The 19,194-nt window shown below is 72.5% G+C and carries 16 protein-coding genes; 5 read left to right on the plus strand and 11 right to left on the minus strand.

Annotation, left to right across the window (positions count from 1 at the left end):
• Positions 1-7 precede the first annotated feature (7 nt).
• Positions 8-1,390, minus strand: coding sequence for a crotonyl-CoA carboxylase/reductase (gene ccrA / locus ACWD3D_RS01755; RefSeq protein ID WP_451458955.1), 1,383 nt, complete (start codon positions 1,388-1,390; stop codon positions 8-10).
• A 384-nt stretch (positions 1,391-1,774) separates the two neighbouring features.
• Positions 1,775-2,569: a GNAT family N-acetyltransferase gene (locus ACWD3D_RS01760; protein ID WP_451458927.1), complete on the minus strand. Its 795-nt coding sequence runs from the start codon at positions 2,567-2,569 to the stop codon at positions 1,775-1,777.
• 166 nt (positions 2,570-2,735) lie between these two features.
• On the opposite strand from ACWD3D_RS01760, the gene ACWD3D_RS01765 reads away from it, so the two are divergent.
• Positions 2,736-3,563, plus strand: a complete 828-nt coding sequence (locus ACWD3D_RS01765) for a restriction endonuclease (RefSeq protein ID WP_451458928.1) — start codon at positions 2,736-2,738, stop codon at positions 3,561-3,563.
• A 39-nt stretch (positions 3,564-3,602) separates the two neighbouring features.
• Here ACWD3D_RS01765 and ACWD3D_RS01770 read toward each other — a convergent pair whose 3' ends face one another.
• From ACWD3D_RS01770 to ACWD3D_RS01785, 4 genes are all read right to left on the minus strand, one after another.
• Positions 3,603-4,427 (minus strand): TetR family transcriptional regulator, encoded by an 825-nt coding sequence (locus tag ACWD3D_RS01770; protein ID WP_451458929.1) that lies wholly within the window; start codon positions 4,425-4,427, stop codon positions 3,603-3,605.
• 128 nt (positions 4,428-4,555) lie between these two features.
• Positions 4,556-5,185: a hypothetical protein gene (locus tag ACWD3D_RS01775; protein ID WP_451458930.1), complete on the minus strand. Its 630-nt coding sequence runs from the start codon at positions 5,183-5,185 to the stop codon at positions 4,556-4,558.
• Between the two features lie 5 nt (positions 5,186-5,190).
• Positions 5,191-6,018, minus strand: coding sequence for a MerR family transcriptional regulator (locus ACWD3D_RS01780; RefSeq protein WP_451458931.1), 828 nt, complete (start codon positions 6,016-6,018; stop codon positions 5,191-5,193).
• A gap of 112 nt (positions 6,019-6,130) precedes the next feature.
• Positions 6,131-7,912 carry a 3-hydroxyacyl-CoA dehydrogenase family protein gene (locus tag ACWD3D_RS01785; protein WP_451458932.1) on the minus strand — a complete coding sequence of 594 codons (1,782 nt, stop codon included), beginning with the start codon at positions 7,910-7,912 and terminating at the stop codon, positions 6,131-6,133.
• 360 nt (positions 7,913-8,272) lie between these two features.
• Here ACWD3D_RS01785 and ACWD3D_RS01790 point away from each other — a divergent pair, with 360 nt between their 5' ends.
• Complete coding sequence (locus tag ACWD3D_RS01790; RefSeq protein ID WP_451458933.1) at positions 8,273-9,001, plus strand: HEAT repeat domain-containing protein; 729 nt, start codon at positions 8,273-8,275, stop codon at positions 8,999-9,001.
• Positions 9,002-9,228: 227 nt separating this feature from the next.
• Here the strand turns inward: ACWD3D_RS01790 and ACWD3D_RS01795 are convergent, their stop codons facing one another.
• A complete protein-coding gene (locus tag ACWD3D_RS01795; RefSeq protein ID WP_451458934.1) occupies positions 9,229-10,824 on the minus strand; it encodes an alpha/beta hydrolase in 1,596 nt (531 codons plus the stop codon).
• A gap of 174 nt (positions 10,825-10,998) precedes the next feature.
• Positions 10,999-12,174, minus strand: a complete 1,176-nt coding sequence (locus ACWD3D_RS01800; protein WP_451458935.1) for an Rv2578c family radical SAM protein — start codon at positions 12,172-12,174, stop codon at positions 10,999-11,001.
• A 274-nt stretch (positions 12,175-12,448) separates the two neighbouring features.
• Between ACWD3D_RS01800 and ACWD3D_RS01805 the strand changes: the two genes are divergently transcribed.
• Both ACWD3D_RS01805 and ACWD3D_RS01810 read left to right on the plus strand, forming a co-directional pair.
• A complete protein-coding gene (locus ACWD3D_RS01805; protein WP_327179021.1) occupies positions 12,449-12,901 on the plus strand; it encodes an SRPBCC family protein in 453 nt (150 codons plus the stop codon).
• 257 nt (positions 12,902-13,158) lie between these two features.
• Entirely contained in the window at positions 13,159-15,702 is a 2,544-nt protein-coding gene (locus ACWD3D_RS01810) for an MFS transporter (protein WP_451458936.1), read from the plus strand.
• 81 nt (positions 15,703-15,783) lie between these two features.
• Here ACWD3D_RS01810 and ACWD3D_RS01815 read toward each other — a convergent pair whose 3' ends face one another.
• The 3 genes from ACWD3D_RS01815 to ACWD3D_RS01825 form a co-directional block, all read right to left on the minus strand.
• Positions 15,784-16,137: a hypothetical protein gene (locus ACWD3D_RS01815; protein ID WP_451458937.1), complete on the minus strand. Its 354-nt coding sequence runs from the start codon at positions 16,135-16,137 to the stop codon at positions 15,784-15,786.
• Complete coding sequence (locus tag ACWD3D_RS01820) at positions 16,134-16,697, minus strand: DUF6232 family protein (protein ID WP_451458938.1); 564 nt, start codon at positions 16,695-16,697, stop codon at positions 16,134-16,136. Before ACWD3D_RS01820 ends, ACWD3D_RS01815 begins: the two co-directional genes overlap by 4 nt.
• Positions 16,698-17,066: 369 nt before the next feature.
• Positions 17,067-17,993 (minus strand): LysR family transcriptional regulator, encoded by a 927-nt coding sequence (locus ACWD3D_RS01825; protein ID WP_451458939.1) that lies wholly within the window; start codon positions 17,991-17,993, stop codon positions 17,067-17,069.
• A 165-nt stretch (positions 17,994-18,158) separates the two neighbouring features.
• On the opposite strand from ACWD3D_RS01825, the gene ACWD3D_RS01830 reads away from it, so the two are divergent.
• Entirely contained in the window at positions 18,159-19,160 is a 1,002-nt protein-coding gene (locus ACWD3D_RS01830) for an aldo/keto reductase (protein ID WP_451458940.1), read from the plus strand.
• Positions 19,161-19,194 lie beyond the last annotated feature (34 nt).

Genomic DNA, 19,194 nt, shown 5'->3' on the forward strand with positions numbered 1-19,194 from the left:
GGAGACCTCAGACGTTCTCGCGGGAAGGGGTGGCGGCCGGTTCCGCGGGGGTGTCGCGGAACAGGTTGATGGCGTCGATGTGCTTCGCGCGCAGCTCCTCGTCGCGCACGCCCAGGCCCTCGCGCGGGGCCAGCGCGAGGACGCCGACCTTGCCCTGGTGGACGTTGCGGTGGACGTCGTGGGCGGCCTGTCCGGTCTCCTCCAGCGTGTACACGCGGGAGAGCGTCGGGTGGATCTTGCCCTTCGCCACCAGCCGGTTCGCCTCCCACGCCTCGCGGTAGTTGGCGAAGTGCGAGCCGACGATCTTCTTGAGCGACATCCACAGGTAGCGGTTGTCGTACTCGTGGGTGTACCCGGAGGTGGAGGCGCAGGTGACGATCGTGCCGCCCTTGCGCGTCACGTAGACGGAGGCGCCGAAGGTCTCGCGGCCGGGGTGCTCGAAGACGATGTCGACGTCTTCGCCGCCGGTCAGTTCGCGGATGCGCTTGCCGAACCGCTTCCACTCACGGGGGTCCTGGTGGCCCTCGTCCTTCCAGAACTTGTAGCCCTCGGCGCTGCGGTCGATGATCGCCTCGGCGCCCATCCGCCGGCAGATGTCCGCCTTCTGGTCGTTGGAGACCACGCAGATCGGGTTGGCGCCGCCGGCCAGCGCGAACTGGGTGGCGTACGAACCGAGTCCACCGCTCGCCCCCCAGATCAGCACGTTGTCGCCCTGCTTCATGCCCGCGCCGTTGCGCGAGACGAGCTGGCGGTACGCGGTCGAGTTGACGAGCCCGGGGGCCGCCGCCTCCTCCCAGCTGAGGTGGTCGGGCTTGGGCATCAGCTGGTTGGACTTGACGAGCGCGATCTCGGCGAGCCCGCCGAAGTTGGTCTCGAAGCCCCAGATGCGCTGCTCGGGGTCGAGCATCGTGTCGTTGTGGCCGTCGGACGACTCCAGTTCGACGGAGAGGCAGTGCGCGACGACCTCGTCGCCCGGGTGCCAGGCGTTCACGCCGGGTCCTGTGCGCAGCACGACGCCCGCCAGGTCGGATCCGATGACGTGGTACGGCAGATCGTGGCGCTTGGTCAGCTCGCTGAGCCTGCCGTACCGCTCCAGGAACCCGAAGGTGGACACCGGCTCGAAGATCGAGGTCCAGACGGAGTTGTAGTTCACCGAGCTGGCCATGACGGCGACCAGGGCCTCGCCCGGGCCGAGTTCGGGCAGCGGGACCTCGTCGAGGTGGAGCGATTCGCGCGGGTCCTTGTCGCGGGTGGCGCGCCCCTCGAACATCCCCGCTTCGTCCTTGTGCACGGTCACCGCGCGGTAGGACTCGGGGAGGGGCAGCGCCGCGAAGTCGGCTGCGGTGCTTTCCTGCGACTGGATCGCGTCCAGGATTTCCTTCACGGTGATGCCTCCGGCGGGTGGTGTCTCCCCTGCTCGAACGGGCCGAGAGCCAGGGGAACGCTGGTGAGGAACGCTTCGGTGGTCCCTGCGGACAGGGAGCGGTGCGGTCTGGAGGTGTGCCGTCGGTTCGGCGGGTGGTGCGGGCGTGCTCGGTGGAGCGGAAGGGTGCCTGTGACGCAGGCGTCCGGGCGCGCGGGCACGGTCGGCTCGCGGGGACAGCCGGCGTACGTGAGATCCGGTACGCCGGCCGCCCGGACACCTTCAACGTATGGCACTGCGTGACAGCTGGCAAGGCACCGAGTGCCAACAATTTCTCTCACTTGTCATCCGATGGGCACGCATGAGCAACACCATGGGCGTTCTGGAGCGGTCTGTCCCGCAGGAGAAGGGCTACGACGCGATGCGGTACACGTACGGCGTCGTGCTCGTGAGTGCCGCGAAGCCCAGCCGTGCCAGGATCGGCGCGGAGTCCGCCGAGGCGTCGACCTGGAGGTACTCCACCCCGTGCGCGGCGGCGGTACGCGCCCGGTGCGCCACCAGCGACCGGTAGATGCCACGCCCTCGCCACGCCGGGTGCGTTCCGCCGCCCCACAGCCCCGCGAAGGAGGTGCCCGGGTACAGCTCCATCCGTGCCGAGCTCACCGGCAGCCCGTCCGCCACCGCCACCAGCCCGAAGAAGTCCTCCGGCGCCGCCGCCAGCCGCGCCAGCAGGTGGTCGCGGAGCCACGAGGCGTCCGCACCGAACGCCGCCTCGTGCGCGTCGGCCATCAGGTGCACCCCGGCCTCGTCGTGCACCTCGCGCACCTCGACCCCGGCGGGCGGCCCGGCGTCGGCCGGCAGGTCGGCCACCGCCGTCACCATCAGTGTCTCCGGCGGCTCCGCGACGAACCCCGCCGCCCGCAGCCGATCGCCCAGGTCGGCGGGGCGGTCGTGACCGTAGAGCTTCCACTCGAAGGACGTGACACCCCGTGCCACGCAGTACGCGACCTGGGCCGCCACGGCCGCGTCGGCGGCCTCCCCGTCGAGTCCCGGGGACGACCACACGACGGCGGTCCAGGCGTCGGCGGCGCCGCTCTGGCGGACCACCGGTCCGTCCCGCTCCACCCGTGCGCCGGGGCCGTCGGGGCGGGCGTGTTCCCGCATCTCGTGATCGAACAGGGCAAGAAGTTCCTCGTGGGTACGCATCGGCGTACCTGACCACACCCCGAGGTGCCCGGCCAACGAATTTCGGCAGGGTCCGCGTCGATCACCCGCTCCGGGGCAGACGCCCCATCGGATGATCTTGCGTCTTGCGTCTCGTGGGGCGCGCGGGCAGGGCACGGACCCGGCCATGACGAGGGGTGGGAACGGGATGCCGACAGGAATACGCGGGCGTACGCGGACACGCCGCAGGGACTTCAGCCTCCGCCGCACAGCCGTGGGATTCGCCCTCGCGGCACTCCTGCTCTGGGCCGGCGGTCTGCTCGGCCGCAGGGTCTGGGACGCCATGGGCGGGCATCCCGTCCTCTGGGGCGCCCTCGCCCCGCTCGTGTGCGCGGGCGCGGTCCTGCCGCTGCGCCGGCGCCACCGGCGCAGGCGCGCCGCGCGGCTGGCGGCAGCCGTCACCGAGGCCGCGGAGGACCTGGTGGACACCGCGCTGGCGGAGATCGACGAGGCGACCGCGGCGGCGCGGTGGGACGAGCCGGTGACCGTGTACGAGCCGGGGTACGAACCCGTCTCCGAACCCGTCTCCGAGCCGGGGTGCGAACCGGCTCCGGTGGACTTCGCGGCCCTCGACCCGTACGCCTTCGAGGAGGCCGTGGCCGAACTCTGCCGACGCGACGGCTGCCGGGACGCGGAGGTGGTGGGCGGTGCCGGGGACCTCGGCGCCGACGTGCTCGCCACCGCCCCGGACGGCCGGCGCCTCGTCGTCCAGTGCAAGCGTTACGGACCGGCGAACAAGGTCGGCTCGCAGGATCTCCAGCGGTTCGGCGGGACCTGTTACGCCGTCCACGGCGCCGAGGTGGCGGTCGTGGTGAGCACGGGGGAGTTCACCGCACCCGCCGCCGAGTACGCGGCGGCGTGCGGGATCGTCTGCGTCGACGCGGACGCGCTGGCGGGCTGGAGCGAGGGGACCCTGCCGCCGCCGTGGGAGATCCCGGCCGCCGTCGGCGGGCCGGGCCTGCCCGAGCCCGCCTGAACCCGGGGCCGTGCTCCGGCGGCTCCGGCGGACCCGTCCTCAGCGCTCCTTCAGAGCCTGCTGGATCGTCCGCATGACCTCGTCGAGCGGGGCGTCCGTCCGCGCCACCGCGACCAGTACCTCACCGTCCGTCGTCACCGAAGCGGCGGGCGCCGCCGCCGACTTCGCCGGATCGGTGCCGGTGATCCGGCCCGCACCGATCCCGGTGCCGAAGGTCTCCCGGACGATGGCGAACGCGTGGTCCAGCTGGTCCTCCACGTCTCCCTTGCCGTCCGCCCGCAGCCAACGCCGCAGCACGTGGTTGTGGGCGGTCACCACGGCCGACGCGGCGACCTCGGCGAGCAGCGGGTCGTCGTTGCCCACATGGCTGTCGCGCTCGTCGAAGTGGCCCAGCAGGTAGCGCGTGAACAGCCGCTCGTAGCGGGCCACCGAGGCGATCTCGGCCTCGCGGAGTGCCGGTACCTCGCGGGTGAGCTTGTAGCGGGCCACGGAGACGGCGGGCTTGGCCGCGTACATCTTCATGACCTCCTTGATGCCCCGGCACACCGTGTCGAGCGGGTGCTCGTGGGAGGGGGCCGCGTTCAGCACCGCCTCCGCACGGACCAGGGTGTCGTCGTGGTCCGGGAAGATCGCCTCCTCCTTCGACCGGAAGTGCCGGAAGAAGGTCCGCCGGGCCACGCCCGCGGCGCCGGCGATCTCGTCGACGGTGGTGCCCTCGTAGCCCTGGGTCGCGAAGAGCTCCATGGCGGCGGCGGCCAACTCGCGGCGCATCTTGAGCCGTTGGGCTGCGGCGCGGGTGACTGCCGTGCTCTCCGGGGCGTCGGAGGCGGCGGTGGCACGGGGTGACCTGGCGGGCTGGGACATGGTGTGAACGTACTCCATGGGTGACGGGGAATGTGCCCGAGGTGGTCTCCGGCGGATCAAGGTCCCGCACGACCGGCCGGACACCGTGAGGGGCCGGCATCCGGCCACATCCCTCCGGCGCCCGTCGGCTATGGGCCCGGGGCGACGACGGCGCCGGAGGACGAGCCGCTGTTTGCCCGTAGGGCCGCGACCGCGGACACCGGGTCGTCCGCGTAGAAGCGGAAGACGCGGGCCTCGGCCCGCCGGCCCAGGGCCCGTGCGTAGCCCAGCGGCTCGGTGAGTTCCACAGTGACCGTGGTCTGACCTCCGACGGCGATGTCCGCGGTGCCGTACTCGTCCACGGAGGCCGGCCTTCCGGCGGGGAACCGTCGTTCCAGCCGGACGGAAGCCACCCGGTCCGCCGGGACGCGGACGTCGAGCAGGGCCCCGAAGCGCAGGCGCAGCGAGCCGTCCGCCCCGATGACGTGCGGACACACCACGCAGGAGGCGTGCAGGGCCAGCAGGAAACAGCAGCCCCAGAGGTCGAGGACGAGTGCGACGGCGTGCACCACCGGCCAGGGGATCACGACGGCGAGGGCGACGGTCTCGACCACGCAGACGAAGAGGAGGCCGTACAGGGTCGCCGCCTGGGCCGGCGCGTACGCAACGGGGTGGTCGCCCTCGCCCACGCCCTGCGGGCCGCGACGGGTTGCCCAGCGCTGGAGATCGGCCGCGAGGGCAGCCTGGTGGCCGGCCAGCCGACGCACGGTCGTTGGCACCGCCCTCACTCCGCACGCTCCCCGACCACGGGTTCTTTGAGCAGCTCCACGGCACGGCGGACGGCCGCCGCCTGCGCGGGAGGGAACTCGGCGAGGAGGACGTCCGCGAGACCGCTCTCCGCACCCGGTCCACTCTTTCCCTCCGTCGTCGTGAACGCCCGCACCACCGCGTCCGGGAGGCTCCCGGCGATCGCCCGGGCGGCTTCCTCCACGAGCGGATCGTCTTCGTCCGCCCCTACCAGCGCTTCCACGAGGTCGTAGACCGCGTGAGCGCGTCGCACGGCCTCGGCGTCCGCATTCAGGCTCCGCCCCATGGCGTGGAGCAGGGCGTGCAGTCGGTCCCGGTCGACGTCCGGCGAGCCGGTCTCCACGAGGGCCAGCAGTTCCCGTTCCCTGGCCGCCATCGCGGGTTCGGGTCCGGGCAGCCGCGCCGACGCGCGGGCCATGTCGTCGAAGAAGGCGGCGAGCTCCGGGGAGACCGGGGCCTCGGCGGGCAGCCTGCCGGTCAGCTTCGCCTGCTCCAGCAGCCGGCCCAACCGGACGCGCCGCTGCCGGATGCCCTCTTCCTGGCGTGCCAGGTCGGCGTCCAGCTCGGCGAGGATCTCCAGGGGGTCCTTGCCCTTGTCGTCCCCCAGGACGTCCCCGACCTCGTCAAGACTCAGGCCGAGTTCGGTCAGCCGGCGGACGCGAGCCAGCTCGACGGCGTCGCTCAGCGTGTAGTCGCGGTAGCCGTTGGGCTGCCGCGGCGGCTCGGGCAGCAGACCGATGCGGTGGTAGTGCCGCACGGCGCGGGTCGTGACACCGACGATGCCGGCGAGCTCTCCGATTCTCATGACCCCAGTAGAAACGTTGTCGCCACGACAAGGTCAAACCGTCCGGGAAGGCCCCCGGTGGCGGAGGGCCCGTACGACCGGGCGGACCGCCACCGGGGGCCGGGCACCGGTGTCAGCGCCGCGCGTGCTCGCGGAAGCCGCGCCCCGTCTTGCGGCCCAGGCATCCCGCGGCGACCAGGTGCTCCAGCAGGGGCGCGGGGGCCAGCCCCGGGTCGCGGAACTCCTGGTGCAGCACCTTTTCGATGGCGAGGGAGACGTCCAGCCCGACCACGTCCAGCAGCTCGAACGGGCCCATCGGATAGCCGCCGCCGAGCTTCATCGCGGCGTCGATCTCGTCCAGCGTCGCGTAGTGCTCCTCGACCATCTTGATCGCGTTGTTGAGGTACGGGAAGAGCAGCGCGTTCACGATGAACCCGGCCCGGTCGCCGCAGTCCACCGGGTGCTTGCGCACCTTCGCGCAAACCTCCCGGACGGTGGCGTGCACGTCGTCGGCGGTCAGCACCGTACGGACCACCTCGACGAGCTTCATCGCGGGCGCCGGGTTGAAGAAGTGCATCCCGATCACGTCCTGGGGCCGGGACGTGGCCCGCGCGACGGACACCACCGGCAGCGAGGAGGTGGTGGTGGCGAGCACCGCGCCCGGCTTGCAGACCTTGTCCAGCGTCCCGAAGAGCTGCTGCTTGACCAGCAGGTCCTCGGCGACCGCCTCCACCGCGAGATCGACCTCGGCGAACGCGTCCAGGGAGCCGGCCGGAGTGATCCGGGCCAGTGTCTCGTCCCGCGCCCCGGCGGTCAGCCGCCCCTTGGCCACCGAGCGGTCGAGGGACCTCGCGATCCGCCCCTTGGCGGTGTCCGCCTTCTCCTGGGTCCGGGCCGCGAGCACCACCGCGTACCCGGCCTTCGCGAAGACCTCCGCGATGCCGGACGCCATGGTGCCCGAGCCCGCCACCCCGACCGCGGTGACCGTACGCCCCGGGACGCCGGCCGCGCCCGCGCCCGGAGTGAGCGCGTCCGGCACCACGTCCTGGCTGCCCGGAGCCGCGTACGAGTAGAAGCCGCGGCCCGCCTTGCGGCCGGTCAGCCCGGCCTCGCTGAGCTGACCGAGGACCGGTGCGGGCGCGTGCAGCCGGTCGTGCGAGGCGGCGTACATGGCCTCCAGCACCGTGCGGGCGGTGTCGATGCCGATCAGGTCGAGCAGCGCCAGCGGTCCCATCGGGAGCCCGCAGCCGAGCTTCATCGCGGCGTCGATGTCCTCGCGGGAGGCGTAGTTCGCCTCGTACATGGCGGCGGCCTGGTTGAGGTAGCCGAAGAGCAGCCCGTCCGCGACGAACCCCGGGCGGTCGCCGACCGCGACCGGCTCCTTGCCCAGCTCGCGCGCCAGCGCGGTGACGGCCTCCACGGCGGGCGGGGCGGTCAGCACCGAGGAGACCACCTCCACGAGCTTCATCGCCGGTGCCGGGTTGAAGAAGTGGAGCCCGAGCACCCGCTCCGGACGCAGCGACTCGGCGGCCAGCCGGGTCACGGACAGGGCGTTGGTGCCGGTCGCCAGGATGGTGCCCGGCGCCACCACCGCGTCCAGCTCCCGGATCACCTGCTGCTTGATCTCGTACGACTCCGGCACCACCTCGATGACGAGTTCGGCGTCGGCTGCCGCCGACAGATCGGAGAAGGTGCGGAAACGGGCGAGGACGTCGTCGCGTTCCCGCTCGGTGAGGCGTTCGCGGCGCACGGCGCGGGCGGTGGAGACCTCCAGCGAGGCGACCGCCCGACGGGCCGCAGCCGGGTCGGTGTCGATGCCGATGACCTCGCGGCCCGCGCGGGCCAGAACCTCGGCGATGCCGGCGCCCATGGTGCCGAGACCGACGACGGCGATGGTGGAGAACGGGGTGTCCATCACGGGACTCCAGGGTGAGTGACGACTGTGAGGGAGCACGGCGCGCACGAGGGGCGAAGGAACGCGCGCGTGCGGAAGGCGTGTCGAGGTGTACGGGCCGGACCACGGGAAACACGTCCCGGGCCCGAGGGGGACGGACCCTGTCCCGGGTCGCGCCACACGGGGCTTTCGCTGCTCACGAAGACCGCCGAACCGACATGCACTCCGGATGGCTGCGTCACCAGGCCACCGGAGCCTGCGGGGAGTGTGCCCCGCTCACATGAGACTAACCGGCGGGTAACGAGCGCGCCAGCCCGGAACCCTTGTGCCCTGGACCACACTTGACCGTGTGTGCGAACGTCCGCACCCTCTGCACGGAACGTGTCCGTGGATACGCTGAGCGTCATGGACGAGGAGCCGGGATCACGCACGGAAGCACCTGCGGAAACACGCACCGGGTCGGTCGCGGGGCCGCTCACCACGCACCTCGCCGAGTCGCTGACGGCCCGGCTGTGGGGCGAGGCCGGTCCGGCGGGAGAGGCGGAGTGCGCGCGGCTCGCCTCCACCGCCGACCGGGAGGAGCTGGCCCGGGCGCTCGTCGAACCCGGCCGCCCGCTCTGGTCCCGGGAACTCGCCGCCTTCCGGCTCGGCTGCGCCGGCGACCGCCGGGCCTTCGAGGCCCTCGTGCTGCTGCTCAACCACCGGGACCCCGAGCGCTGCGCCTGCGCCGCCCACGCCCTCGCCGAGCTGCGCGACCCGCGCACGCCCCGGGCGGCCGCCGCGCTCGCCACGAACCCCCTGCGCTCCGCGTACGCCCTCCACCCCGTGCGCCTGCTGACCGCGCTGCGCGCCCCGGAGTCCGCACCCGCGCTGATCGCCACCCTGGAGCGGCTGCTGGTGCCGCGCCGGCCAAGGTTCGCCCCGTCGCAAACCTCGGCTGACGCGGCACCGGCACCCGAGGAGCCGCACTGGCGGGTGGCGCTGGCGTGCGTGGAGGGACTCGGACAGCTCGGCGACGAGCGGGCCCGGGCGGTCCTGGAGTCGGCGCTGCCCCACCCCAGGCTCTCCGGTGCCGCCGCCGAGGCCCTCAGCCTGCTCCCCGCGGGGTGAGCGACCGGACGGACGGCTCACCGCCCCGGTCCGGCTGCCGGCGTCCTCGCGACGGGCGCCGCGGCAGGCCCGGCCGACGGCCTCCGGCGCCGGTGAACCAGGCGGCCCGGTCACGGCCACCAGGTCCACCGCGCCACCCCCGGCGAGCCGCTCGCGCCGGCTCCCCCCTCCCGGCCGACGTGCGTGGATACGCCCCGCCCGGGGAGTTTGCCGGGTCCGCGCGCCGGTCAGCCCCGGAAACCGAGCAGTCCGTGCAGGGTTCCGCCGCCGTTGCCCGAGGTGGTCCCGCTGTCGGTGGCGCGCAACGCCTTCTCGGCGGGCAGCGGCTTCGGGTCCGGCCGCGTGGCGCACACCGCGTCCGGGTGCTCGCCGTCGGTCGCGGCCGGCAGCGCGCCGGTCGCGAGGTACTCCGACAGGTAGCCGTCGAGACAGGTGTTGCCGCTCAGGGTGATGCCGTGGTTCCCGCCGCCCTGCTCCACGACCAGCCGGGAGCCCTTGAGCTTGCGGTGCATGCTCAGCCCGCCCTCGTACGGGGTGGCCGCGTCCTCGGTCGCCTGGAAGAGCAGCACCGGCGGCACCGCGTCGTTCGCGATCCGTACCGGGCCGAGCGGCTCCACCGGCCAGCTCGCGCACGGCGCGTTGTACCAGGTGTTGTTCCAGGCGATGAAGGGCGCCTTCGCGTCCGCCGCCCGCGCGTCGCCGCGCCAGGTGGACCAGTCCGCGGGCCAGGCGGCGTCGCGGCACTGGACCGCCGTGTAGACGGAGTAGCCGTTGCTGTCGTCGCCGGCTTCGCCGAACCGTTCGTAGGCGGCGAGGAGTGCCTTCTCGTCGGCGTCGTTCACGTACGACGCGAACGCCTCGGCGAGGTGGGGCCAGTAGCCGTTGTAGTAGCCGCCGGGCAGGAAGGTGTCCTCCAGCTCCCCCGGACCGACCTTGCCGCCGGCCGGCTTCGCGGCGACCGCCGCCCGCATCCGGTACCAGGCCGCCTCGACGGCGTCGGGGTCCGTACCGAGGCGGTACGTCGCGTCGTTCTTCGCCACCCAGGCGGCGAACGCCTTGTGGCGGGCGTCGAACGCGTAGTCCTGGGCGATGTTGTCCTCGTACCAGACGCCCTCGGGGTCCACGACGGAGTCGAGCACGAACCGCCGCACCCGGTCCGGGTGGAGCTGGGCGTAGACCGCGCCGAGGTAGGTGCCGTAGGAGTAGCCGAAGTAGTTGATCCGCCGCGCGCCGAGGGCTTCGCGGATCACGTCCAGGTCCTGGGCCGTGCTCCGGGTGTCCATGTACGGCAGCAGGTCGCCGTACTTGCTTCCGCACGCCTCGGCGAACGAGGCGGCCCGGTCGCGGAGCGCCCGCTCGGCGGAGAGGGAGGCGGGTACCGATCCGGGGCGCACCGGCTGGAAGTACCCCGGCACGCAGTCGACTGCCGGGGTGCTCTTCCCGACGCCGCGCGGGTCGAAGCCGATCACGTCGTACTGGGCGGCGACCCCGGCGGGCAGGGCGGTGGACACGAATCCGGCCAGATTCAGTCCGCTGCCGCCGGGACCGCCCGGGTTGACCAGCAGCGGCCCCTGGAAGGTCTTCGCGGTGTGCGGGACGCGGGTCAGCGCGAGCGTGACCCGGCGGTCGTCGGGGTGGGCGTGGTCGAGCGGGGCCAGGACGGTGGCGCACTGGAGCGTCGGCCGGGCGTCCGTGGCGCACGCGGTCCACTTCAAGGGCGCGGGCGCGGCGCCGGTGTCGGCGGTCGCCGGAGCGGGCACGCCGGTCACCAGACCGGCGACCACCGCACTCGCGGCGACCAGGATTCCTGCACGGTTCGTCATACGGGCTCCGAGGGCGAGGGGTCGCGGCTGCGGGGGCGCAGCCTCGGCCGGATGCTCCCCGCGTTCCGCCCGGGCCCGACGCGATCGGGCCGGAGTTGACCCGTACGGGCGGCCGGTCGGCGCCGTTCCCGCGTGGAACCGCCCGGTGCGGGGGAGCCGCACCGGGGGCCCGTCTCACAGCAGCGTGAGCTGGGTGGGCCCCGGCGTCGGGCCCTTCCCGGACGCACCGCCCTCCGGCGGGCCGGACGGGGCGATCCGCCGGGCGGTGCCCCAGCCGGACGGGCCGATGCCGAACTCGGCGGCGATCCGGTGCACCTGACGCGTGATCCGCCGCTGGTACCAGGTCGGGGCGTACGACCCGCCCGCGTACATTCGCTCGTACCGGGCGACGAGGGGCGGGTGGTGGCGGCCCAGCCACTCCATGAACCACTCGCGGGCGCCCGGCCGCAGGTGCAGCACGAGCGGAGTCACGGAGGTGGCTCCGGCCTCCGCGATCGCGCGAACCGTGGTCCGCAACTGGTCCGGGTGGTCGCCGAGGAACGGGATCACCGGGGCCATCAGGACCGCGCAGCCGATGCCCGCGTCGGTCAGGGCGCGTACGGCGTCCAGCCGGCGTCCGGGGGCGGGGGTGCCGGGTTCGACGGTCCGCCACAGCTCGCGGTCGGTGAACCCCACCGAGACGGAGACGGACACCTCGGTCACCTCGGCGGCCTGCCGGAGCAGCTCCAGATCGCGCAGGATCAGCGTGCCCTTGGTCAGGATCGAGAACGGGTTCGCGCGGTCGCGCAGAGCGCCGATGATCCCCGGCATGAGGCGGTAGCGTCCCTCCGCGCGCTGATAACAGTCGACGTTGGTGCCCATCGCGAGGTGCTCCCCGCGCCATCGGGGGGAAGCGAGTTCCCGCCGGAGCAGCTCGACCGCGTTGACCTTGACCACGATCTGCGAGTCGAAACCGGCCCCGGTGTCCAGGTCCAGATAGCTGTGCGTCTTGCGGGCGAAGCAGTACACGCACGCGTGAGCGCACCCTCGGTACGGGTTGAGCGTCCATTCGAACGGCATCCGGGAGGCTCCGGGCACCCGGTTCACGAGCGAGCGGGCGCGGATCTCGTAGAAGGTCATGCCCTTGAACTCAGGAGTGTCGAAGACACGCCTGGTCACCGCGTCCGCCGCGAAGAGCGCGCTGTCGGCGGCGCGGCTGCTCGCGGCGATTCCGTCGCCGGCGGTGTTCCCGGTGTTCCCGGAGTTCCCGGTGTTCCCGGTGTTCCCGGTGTTCCCGGTGTTCCCGGTGTTCGCAGGTTTCTCGGGGTTCTCGGGGCTCTTGGGGCTCTCGACCAAGTGGTCCCAGCGCATCGGCACCTCCTCGGTGGCTCGATTCCGACAATAGAACATATGTTCCCTTGATCGTGCGGGACACCTTTCCGGAGGGCTGTGGGGCGACTTCCGGCCAGGTCGTGGCCGGCAAGGGAAGGGAGGGTCTGGCCGGAGGTTCACCGCCCCGATTTTGAGCGGACCCTCCCGGGGTGGTTGGCTCAGCCAGGGCCCGTATCGAGTTCGACGTCGCGAGCCCGGCCCGGAACTCGATGCAGGCCCAAGCCCCCATCAACCAAGTGCTGGAGGAACAGCCATGGCGCAGGTCGAAGCCACGACGGAGCGGACCATCGCGGCGGACGCGGAGACGGTGTTCGACGCGCTGGCCGACTACAAGGAGGTCCGGGGCAAGGTGCTGCCCGGACACTTCAGCGAGTACGAGGTCCGCGAAGGCGGCGACGGTGAAGGCACCCTCGTCCACTGGAAGCTCCAGGCCACATCCAAGCGGGTGCGCGACTGCCTCCTGGAGGTGACCGAGCCGACCGACGGCCAGCTGGTCGAGAAGGACCGCAACTCCTCCATGGTCACCACCTGGACCGTCACCCCCGCCGGAGAGGGCCGCTCCAAGGCGGTCGTCTCCACCGTCTGGAACGGTGCGGGCGGCATCGGAGGCTTCTTCGAGCGGACCTTCGCTCCCAAGGGGCTTGCCCGCATCTACGACGAGCTGCTCCAGAACCTCGCCACCGAGGTCGAGAAGACCGCCAAGTAGGTCCCGTCGCCGGACGGTGGGCCGACCGCCACCGTCCGCGCGCCGGTCCCCGTTCCCCCGTGTCCCGCCCGCCACTCGGCGGCTCGGCCGCCTCACCGTAACGAGTGGTTTTCCAGGGCAACCTGTTGTGCGCCCCACGCCGCTCTCACCGGCGCGTTTGCCTCCGCGCACGCCGTCCGGGCCGCTCGAAGTCGTTTGCCCCGCCTTGCTGCCCGATGCGAGAAATGTGCGGCGCAGTGCGACGAGGGGAGCGTTCCGTGGTGGGTGGCAGCATGCTGGTCGAGGGCGGACCGGACGGGTCGGGGGACCGGGAGGGCGAAGCCGGGCACCCGTCCGTACTCCCCCCGGACGACACCCCGACCGAGGAACTGCCCGTACGGGCCGGGTCGTCCGCCGCCCGCGAGAAGAGCTCCGCACCCGGCCCGCCGGCGCGGGACGGCGAGGTGAACGCCCGTCAGGTCCGGACGGTCTTCATCGGGCTGATGCTCACCATGCTGCTCGCGGCCCTCGACCAGATGATCGTCGCCACCGCGCTGCCGAAGATCGTCGGCGAACTGCACGGACTCGACAAGATGTCCTGGGCGGTCACCGCCTATCTGCTGGCGTCCACGATCGTGCTGCCGCTCTACGGCAAACTCGGCGACCTCTTCGGACGCAAGGGCGTCTTCCAGTTCGCCATCGTCGTGTTCGTCGTCGGCTCCGCGCTCGCCGGCTGGTCGCGCACCATGGACCAGCTGATCGCCTTCCGCGCGCTCCAGGGCATCGGCGGCGGCGGGCTGATGATCGGCGTGCAGGCGATCATCGCGGACATCGTGCCGCCCCGGCAGCGGGGCCGCTACATGGGGCTCATCGGCGGCGTCTTCGGGCTGGCGTCCGTGGCCGGACCGCTGCTCGGCGGCTTCTTCACCGACCACGTCAGCTGGCGCTGGTGCTTCTACATCAACGTGCCGTTCGGACTGGCGACCCTCGCGGTCATCGCCGTCGTGCTGAAGCTGCCCCGGCCCGGGGTCCGCCCGAAACTCGACGTGCCGGGCGCCGCACTGCTCGCCGTGGCCTCCACCTGCCTGGTGCTGGTGACCAGCTGGGGCGGCACCGAATACGCCTGGGGATCGCCGACCATCGTGGCCCTCGCGGCAGGCGCGGTCGTCACCGCACTGCTCTTCGTCGCCGTCGAGGCCCGCGCCGCAGAACCGATCATTCCGTTGCGGCTCTTCCGCGACTCCGTCTTCAACGTCAGCGGACTGGTCGGTGCCGTCATCGGCGTGGCGCTGTTCGGCGCGGCGAGCTACCTGCCGACCTATCTCCAGATGGTCGACGGTGTGAGCGCCACCGAGTCGGGGCTGCTGATGCTGCCGATGATGGGCGGCATCGTGGGCGCCTCCATCGTCTCCGGCCAGATGATCTCCCGCTCCGGCCACTACCGCATCCACCCCATCGTCGGCAGCGCGCTCTCGGTGGTCGGCATGTGGCTGCTTTCCCGGCTGGAACTGGGCACCTCCCGGCTGGAGTACAGCCTCGCCCAGGCCGTCCTCGGCATCGGGATCGGGCTCGTCATGCCGGTGCTGGTGCTCGCGGTGCAGAACTCCGTACGCCCCACCGACCTCGGCACCGCCACCAGCGCCAACAACTACTTCCGGCAGATCGGCGGCAGTGTCGGAGCGGCGATCTTCGGGACGCTGTTCGCCGGACGCCTCGCGGACGCCCTCGCCGTCCGCCTGCCCGCCGACGCCGGTCTGCCCGACGCGAAGTCCGTCACCCCGCAGCTGATCCGCACGCTGGACCCGGCGCTGCGCGACGCGTACATCCAGGCGTACGTGGACGCGATGCCGCGGATCTTCCTCTACCTGGTGCCGGTCCTGCTGACCGGTCTCGCCCTCGCCTTCTTCCTCAAGGAGAAACCGCTGGTGTCCCACCACAGCCCCGAAGCGGCCGCCGAGCCCGCCGACATCCCCGCCGCCCGTGCCGTCCCCGCCGCCGCACCGGCTGCCGTGCCCGTGCCCGTACCCGTCCCCGCGGCCGCGCCCGTCGTGATCGCCCATGTCGCCGGGGTGCCGGTACGCGGCTGCGTCCAGCACCAGGACGGGACCACGGTGCCCCGGGCGGCGCTCACCCTCATCGACGCCCAGGGTCACCAGGTGGGTCGGGGCGCCAGCGACGGGGACGGGCGGTACGCGCTGAGCGTGCCCGGCTCCGGCAGTTACGTCCTGATCGCCGCGGCGGGAGGGCACCAGCCGCAGGCCGTCAGCGTCACCGTCGGCGAGCGGCCGGTCCAGCTCGACATCGTGCTCGGCGGCGCCGGCCGCCTCGCCGGCCGGGTCCTCACCCCGGACGGCGCCCCGGTCCGCGAGGCGACCGTCACCCTCACCGACGTACGCGGCGAGGTCGTCGCCGCCACCCGGACCGGCCACGAGGGCGGTTACGTCATCGGGGAACTGGTCGCGGGCGAGTACACCCTCGCCGCCAGCGCCGCCGCCTTCCGGCCCGCCGCGCTCCCGGTCAGCGTGCAGGCCGCCCGCGAGACCCGCCAGGACATCGAGCTGGCCGGCGGCGCGGTGCTGCGCGGGGTCGTACGCGCCTCGGGCGGGAGGCTCGTCGAGGACGCCCGGGTCACTCTGCTCGACGCCGCGGGCAACGTCGTCGACACCCTCACCACCGGTCCGGACGGGGCGTTCCGCTTCGTGGACCTCTCGACCGGCGAGTACACCGTGATCGCGGCCGGTTACCCGCCGGTGGCCACCGTTCTCCAGGTCGCAGGCGGCGGCCGGACCGAACGCGATCTCCAGCTCGGACACGAGGACTGACCGCCCGCCGAAGCGGGGAGCCGGAGCTGTTCGGCGCCCGCCCGGGTGCCCGGACCCGGCGCCCCGCCCGGTCCGGGCCCCTCAGAGCCCGACCAGTTCCATCAGCGAACGTACGGTGCTGATGACGGGGTCGCCGATCGCGCCCACGGTCGCGGCGATGCCGGCGACGGCCTCCAGGGTGCTCAGCCGCTCCGCGGGGGCCGCGGCGGGAACCGCGGAGACGGCCGGGAGCGAGGCGTCGATGCGCTGCGCGGTCGCCGGTGCCACCTGCGTCCGCAGGTCCCGCAACAGCTCGATCAGCTCGTCGATCGCTTCCTGCAGCGCCTGATCGACGGGCTGCGGGTCCTGAGCGGGCGCGTGGTTGACCATGCCGGTGTTGTGAGAGCCACCGTGCATGTTGACCACGTTGCCGAAGTTGTAACTGTCTCCGCTCATCCCGATGCCATCCCCGTGTTGCCGGTGCCGCCGTACATGTTCACCGTGTCGCCGAAGTAGTAGTTGCTGGGGTTGCTGATGGTCAGCCGCTCGACGCGGACGTTCAGTTCGGTGTCCGGGTGCTCGATGGCATGCGCGATCTGATGAACGAGCTGGTCGAGGTGGCCGGGGTGGCCCGTGACCAGGGCCGTCGACCGGCCGTTGGATTCGACGGCCAGCACGTAGTGCGAGGACGCCGTCAGCACGGTCAGCATGTCCACCAGGTAGTAGACCAAGCCGCCCACGGTGACGAACCAGATGAACCCCATGACCCCGCCGAAGCTCTCCTCCCGCGCGAGAAACGTGGCGATGGTGCCGAACAGCGCGAGGGCCATCGCCACCACGACGGTCAGCGCCGTGCGCTTGAGGAAGAGGAGGACCGCCTCCTTGCGCTTCGGGTGGAGCACGAACGTGTAGACGCGGGCGACGTTCTGGAGCGGGTACGCGGCTCCCCCCACCCACAGCAGCCTCTTCGTGACGCGCAGATCGAGCGCGGGTGAACCAGGAGACTGCGCACGCACGGGTGGCGCCATCGGTGGAGGGGGCGAGGAGGCGCGAGGGCGGGCGGGCTGCGGCGACGCGGGTGAGCCCGCCGCGGTGGGTGGTCGTGACGGTGGCGGCGGTGGCCCGTTCGCTTCCATGCATCTCCTCGGAGTTGACCCGTGTTCACGCGAAGACTCATTAAGCACCCGCCCGAACCGCGTCACAAGTCACCTTCCAGCCTCCCTGATTGACCGTCATGTGCCACGCGGAGCTGCTCAGTTGGTCGAATTCCGGCAAATCGCTTCCGCGGGGTCGCCCCGGGTGCCCGACGGGTGCCGCAGCCGTCGTCGCGCGCCCACCGGGGACCGGGGGCGGCTCATGGTCTCAGGCACATCGGCCGACGCCGGCTACTCCTCGTCCCGCTCCCGCGCCGACGTCACCAGGGACACCAGCGCCCGCGCCCCCGGGCTCGTCGCCCGCTGCGGCGGAAGCACCACCACGCTTTCGTACCGCGCCGGTCGCGGCCCGCTCCCTGGGCCGGACGCCTCCGGCGCCACGAGGTCCAGGGCCACCAGCCGCGCCGCCTCCGGCTTGCGCGCGAAGTGGCGCGGGACGACCGCGATGCCCAGCCCTTCCTGGACCAGCTCCAGCAGGCTGTGCACGTCGTTCACCTCCAGGGCCACCGTCCGGCGCACCCCCGCCGAGGCGAAGGCCGCGTCGGCGGCCCGCCGGGGACCCCAGTCCGGATGGAAGTCGATGAATGACTCCTCGGGCAGCGCACCCCACTCGACCCCCGGCAGCCCGGCGAACCGGTGCCCGGCGGAGCACAGCACCACCATCTCCTCCGTCGCCAGGGGGATCAGCTCCCCGCGCCACTCCAGCGGGGACACCGTCGCCGCGAACGCCAGGTCGAGCCGCCCGTCCGCCACCCCGTCCAGCAGGCTCATCGTGCCTTCCTGGCGGAGCCGGATCTCCATGTGCGGGTGCTCCCGGTGGAACGCCGCCAGCAGCCTGGCCGGGCTCACCCCCGCCACGCACTGCTCCACCCCCACCGTCAGCGTGCCGCGCAGCAGCCCCCGTACGGCATCCACGGCGTCGCGCGCCGCCCGGGCCCCGGCCAGCGTCCGCACCGCCTCCACCAGCAGCGCCCGCCCCGCCTCCGTGAGCCGTACCGACCGGGTCGTCCGGCTGAACAACGGCGTCCGCAGCTCCTGCTCCAGCGCCCGCACGGACGCCGACAGACCCGACTGGGACACGGCGAGGCGCTCGGCGGCCCGGGTGAAGTGCTGCTCCTCCGCGACGGTGACGAAGTGCTCCAGCTGACGCAATTCCATGATTGATGAATCTAAACGATGAATGCCAGAGCTGTTTCCCGTTGGACTGCTGGATCTTTCTCCGTCAGCCTGGGGAAGGACCCCCTCAGCGGATACCCGCCGCGGAGAGAGCCCCCGGCACTCCGGACCGGAGTGCCCGTCCGACGACCTCGCGGAGCCTTTCGTATGTACCTTCCGTCCGCCGACCGCTACTCCGCCATGCCCTACCGGCGCACCGGGCGCAGCGGCCTCCTGCTGCCCGCGCTCTCCCTCGGCCTGTGGCACAACTTCGGTGGCGACCGGACGCCGGACACGCAGGCCGCCATCCTGCGCCGGGCGTTCGACCTGGGCGTCACCCACTTCGACCTGGCGAACAACTACGGCCCGCCGCCCGGCTCCGCCGAGCTCACCCTCGGTCGCTCGCTGGCGACCGACTTCGCCACGCTCCGCGACGAGCTGATCATCTCCACCAAGGCCGGCTACCTGATGGGCCCGGGCCCGTACGGCGAGTGGGGCTCCCGCAAGAACCTGCTCTCCTCGCTCGACCAGAGCCTCGGACGGATGGGCCTGGAGTACGTCGACATCTTCTACTCCCACCGTCCCGACCCGGACACCCCGATGGAGGAGACGATGGGGGCACTCGACACCGCTGTCCGCTCCGGGCGGGCGCTCTACGCCGGCATCTCCAACTACTCGCCGGAGCAGACCCGCGAGGCCGCGGCCATCCTCAAGGACCTGGGCACCCCGCTCCTCATCCACCAGCCGCGCTACTCGATGCTGGACCGCTGGGTGGAGGACGGCCTCCTGGACGTGCTGGACGAGGTCGGGGCCGGCTCCATCGCGTATTCGCCGCTCGCCCAGGGCATGCTGTCCGACCGCTACCTCGACGGCATCCCCGAGGGCTCGCGGGCGGCGGGCTCCAGCCCGTTCCTGACGGCGGACGCCGTCACTCCCGCGCTGGTGGAGAAGCTGCGGGCGCTCGACGCGGTGGCCAAGGAGCGGGGCCAGTCGCTGGCCCAGCTGGCGCTCTCCTGGGTGCTGCGCGGCGGCCGGGTCACCTCCGCGCTGGTGGGCGCGAGCAGCGTCGCCCAGCTGGAGAACAGCGTGGAGGCCAGCCGCAACCTGGACTTCGACGCCGACGAGCTCGCGCTCGTCGAGTCGATCCTCAAGGGCGCGGACGCCGCCTGAGGGCCTTGGGTCGTGTCCGAGAATTCCCGCCGAG

Source organism: Streptomyces sp. NPDC002690 (assembly GCF_053592415.1).

Excerpts from the sequence above, each read along its gene's own strand:
- ACWD3D_RS01760 (WP_451458927.1), bottom strand. The coding sequence starts at position 2,569 with ATGCGTACCCACGAGGAACTTCTTGCCCTGTTCGATCACGAGATGCGG.
- ACWD3D_RS01805 (WP_327179021.1), top strand. The coding sequence starts at position 12,449 with ATGGCGCAGGTCGAAGCCACGACGGAGCGGACCATCGCGGCGGACGCG.
- ACWD3D_RS01795 (WP_451458934.1), bottom strand. The coding sequence starts at position 10,824 with ATGACGAACCGTGCAGGAATCCTGGTCGCCGCGAGTGCGGTGGTCGCC.
- ACWD3D_RS01815 (WP_451458937.1), bottom strand. The coding sequence starts at position 16,137 with ATGAGCGGAGACAGTTACAACTTCGGCAACGTGGTCAACATGCACGGT.
- ACWD3D_RS01825 (WP_451458939.1), bottom strand. The coding sequence starts at position 17,993 with ATGGAATTGCGTCAGCTGGAGCACTTCGTCACCGTCGCGGAGGAGCAG.
- ACWD3D_RS01780 (WP_451458931.1), bottom strand. The coding sequence starts at position 6,018 with ATGAGAATCGGAGAGCTCGCCGGCATCGTCGGTGTCACGACCCGCGCC.
- ACWD3D_RS01830 (WP_451458940.1), top strand. The coding sequence starts at position 18,159 with ATGTACCTTCCGTCCGCCGACCGCTACTCCGCCATGCCCTACCGGCGC.
- ACWD3D_RS01800 (WP_451458935.1), bottom strand. The coding sequence starts at position 12,174 with ATGCGCTGGGACCACTTGGTCGAGAGCCCCAAGAGCCCCGAGAACCCC.
- ACWD3D_RS01770 (WP_451458929.1), bottom strand. The coding sequence starts at position 4,427 with ATGTCCCAGCCCGCCAGGTCACCCCGTGCCACCGCCGCCTCCGACGCC.
- ACWD3D_RS01785 (WP_451458932.1), bottom strand. The coding sequence starts at position 7,912 with ATGGACACCCCGTTCTCCACCATCGCCGTCGTCGGTCTCGGCACCATG.
- ACWD3D_RS01765 (WP_451458928.1), top strand. The coding sequence starts at position 2,736 with ATGCCGACAGGAATACGCGGGCGTACGCGGACACGCCGCAGGGACTTC.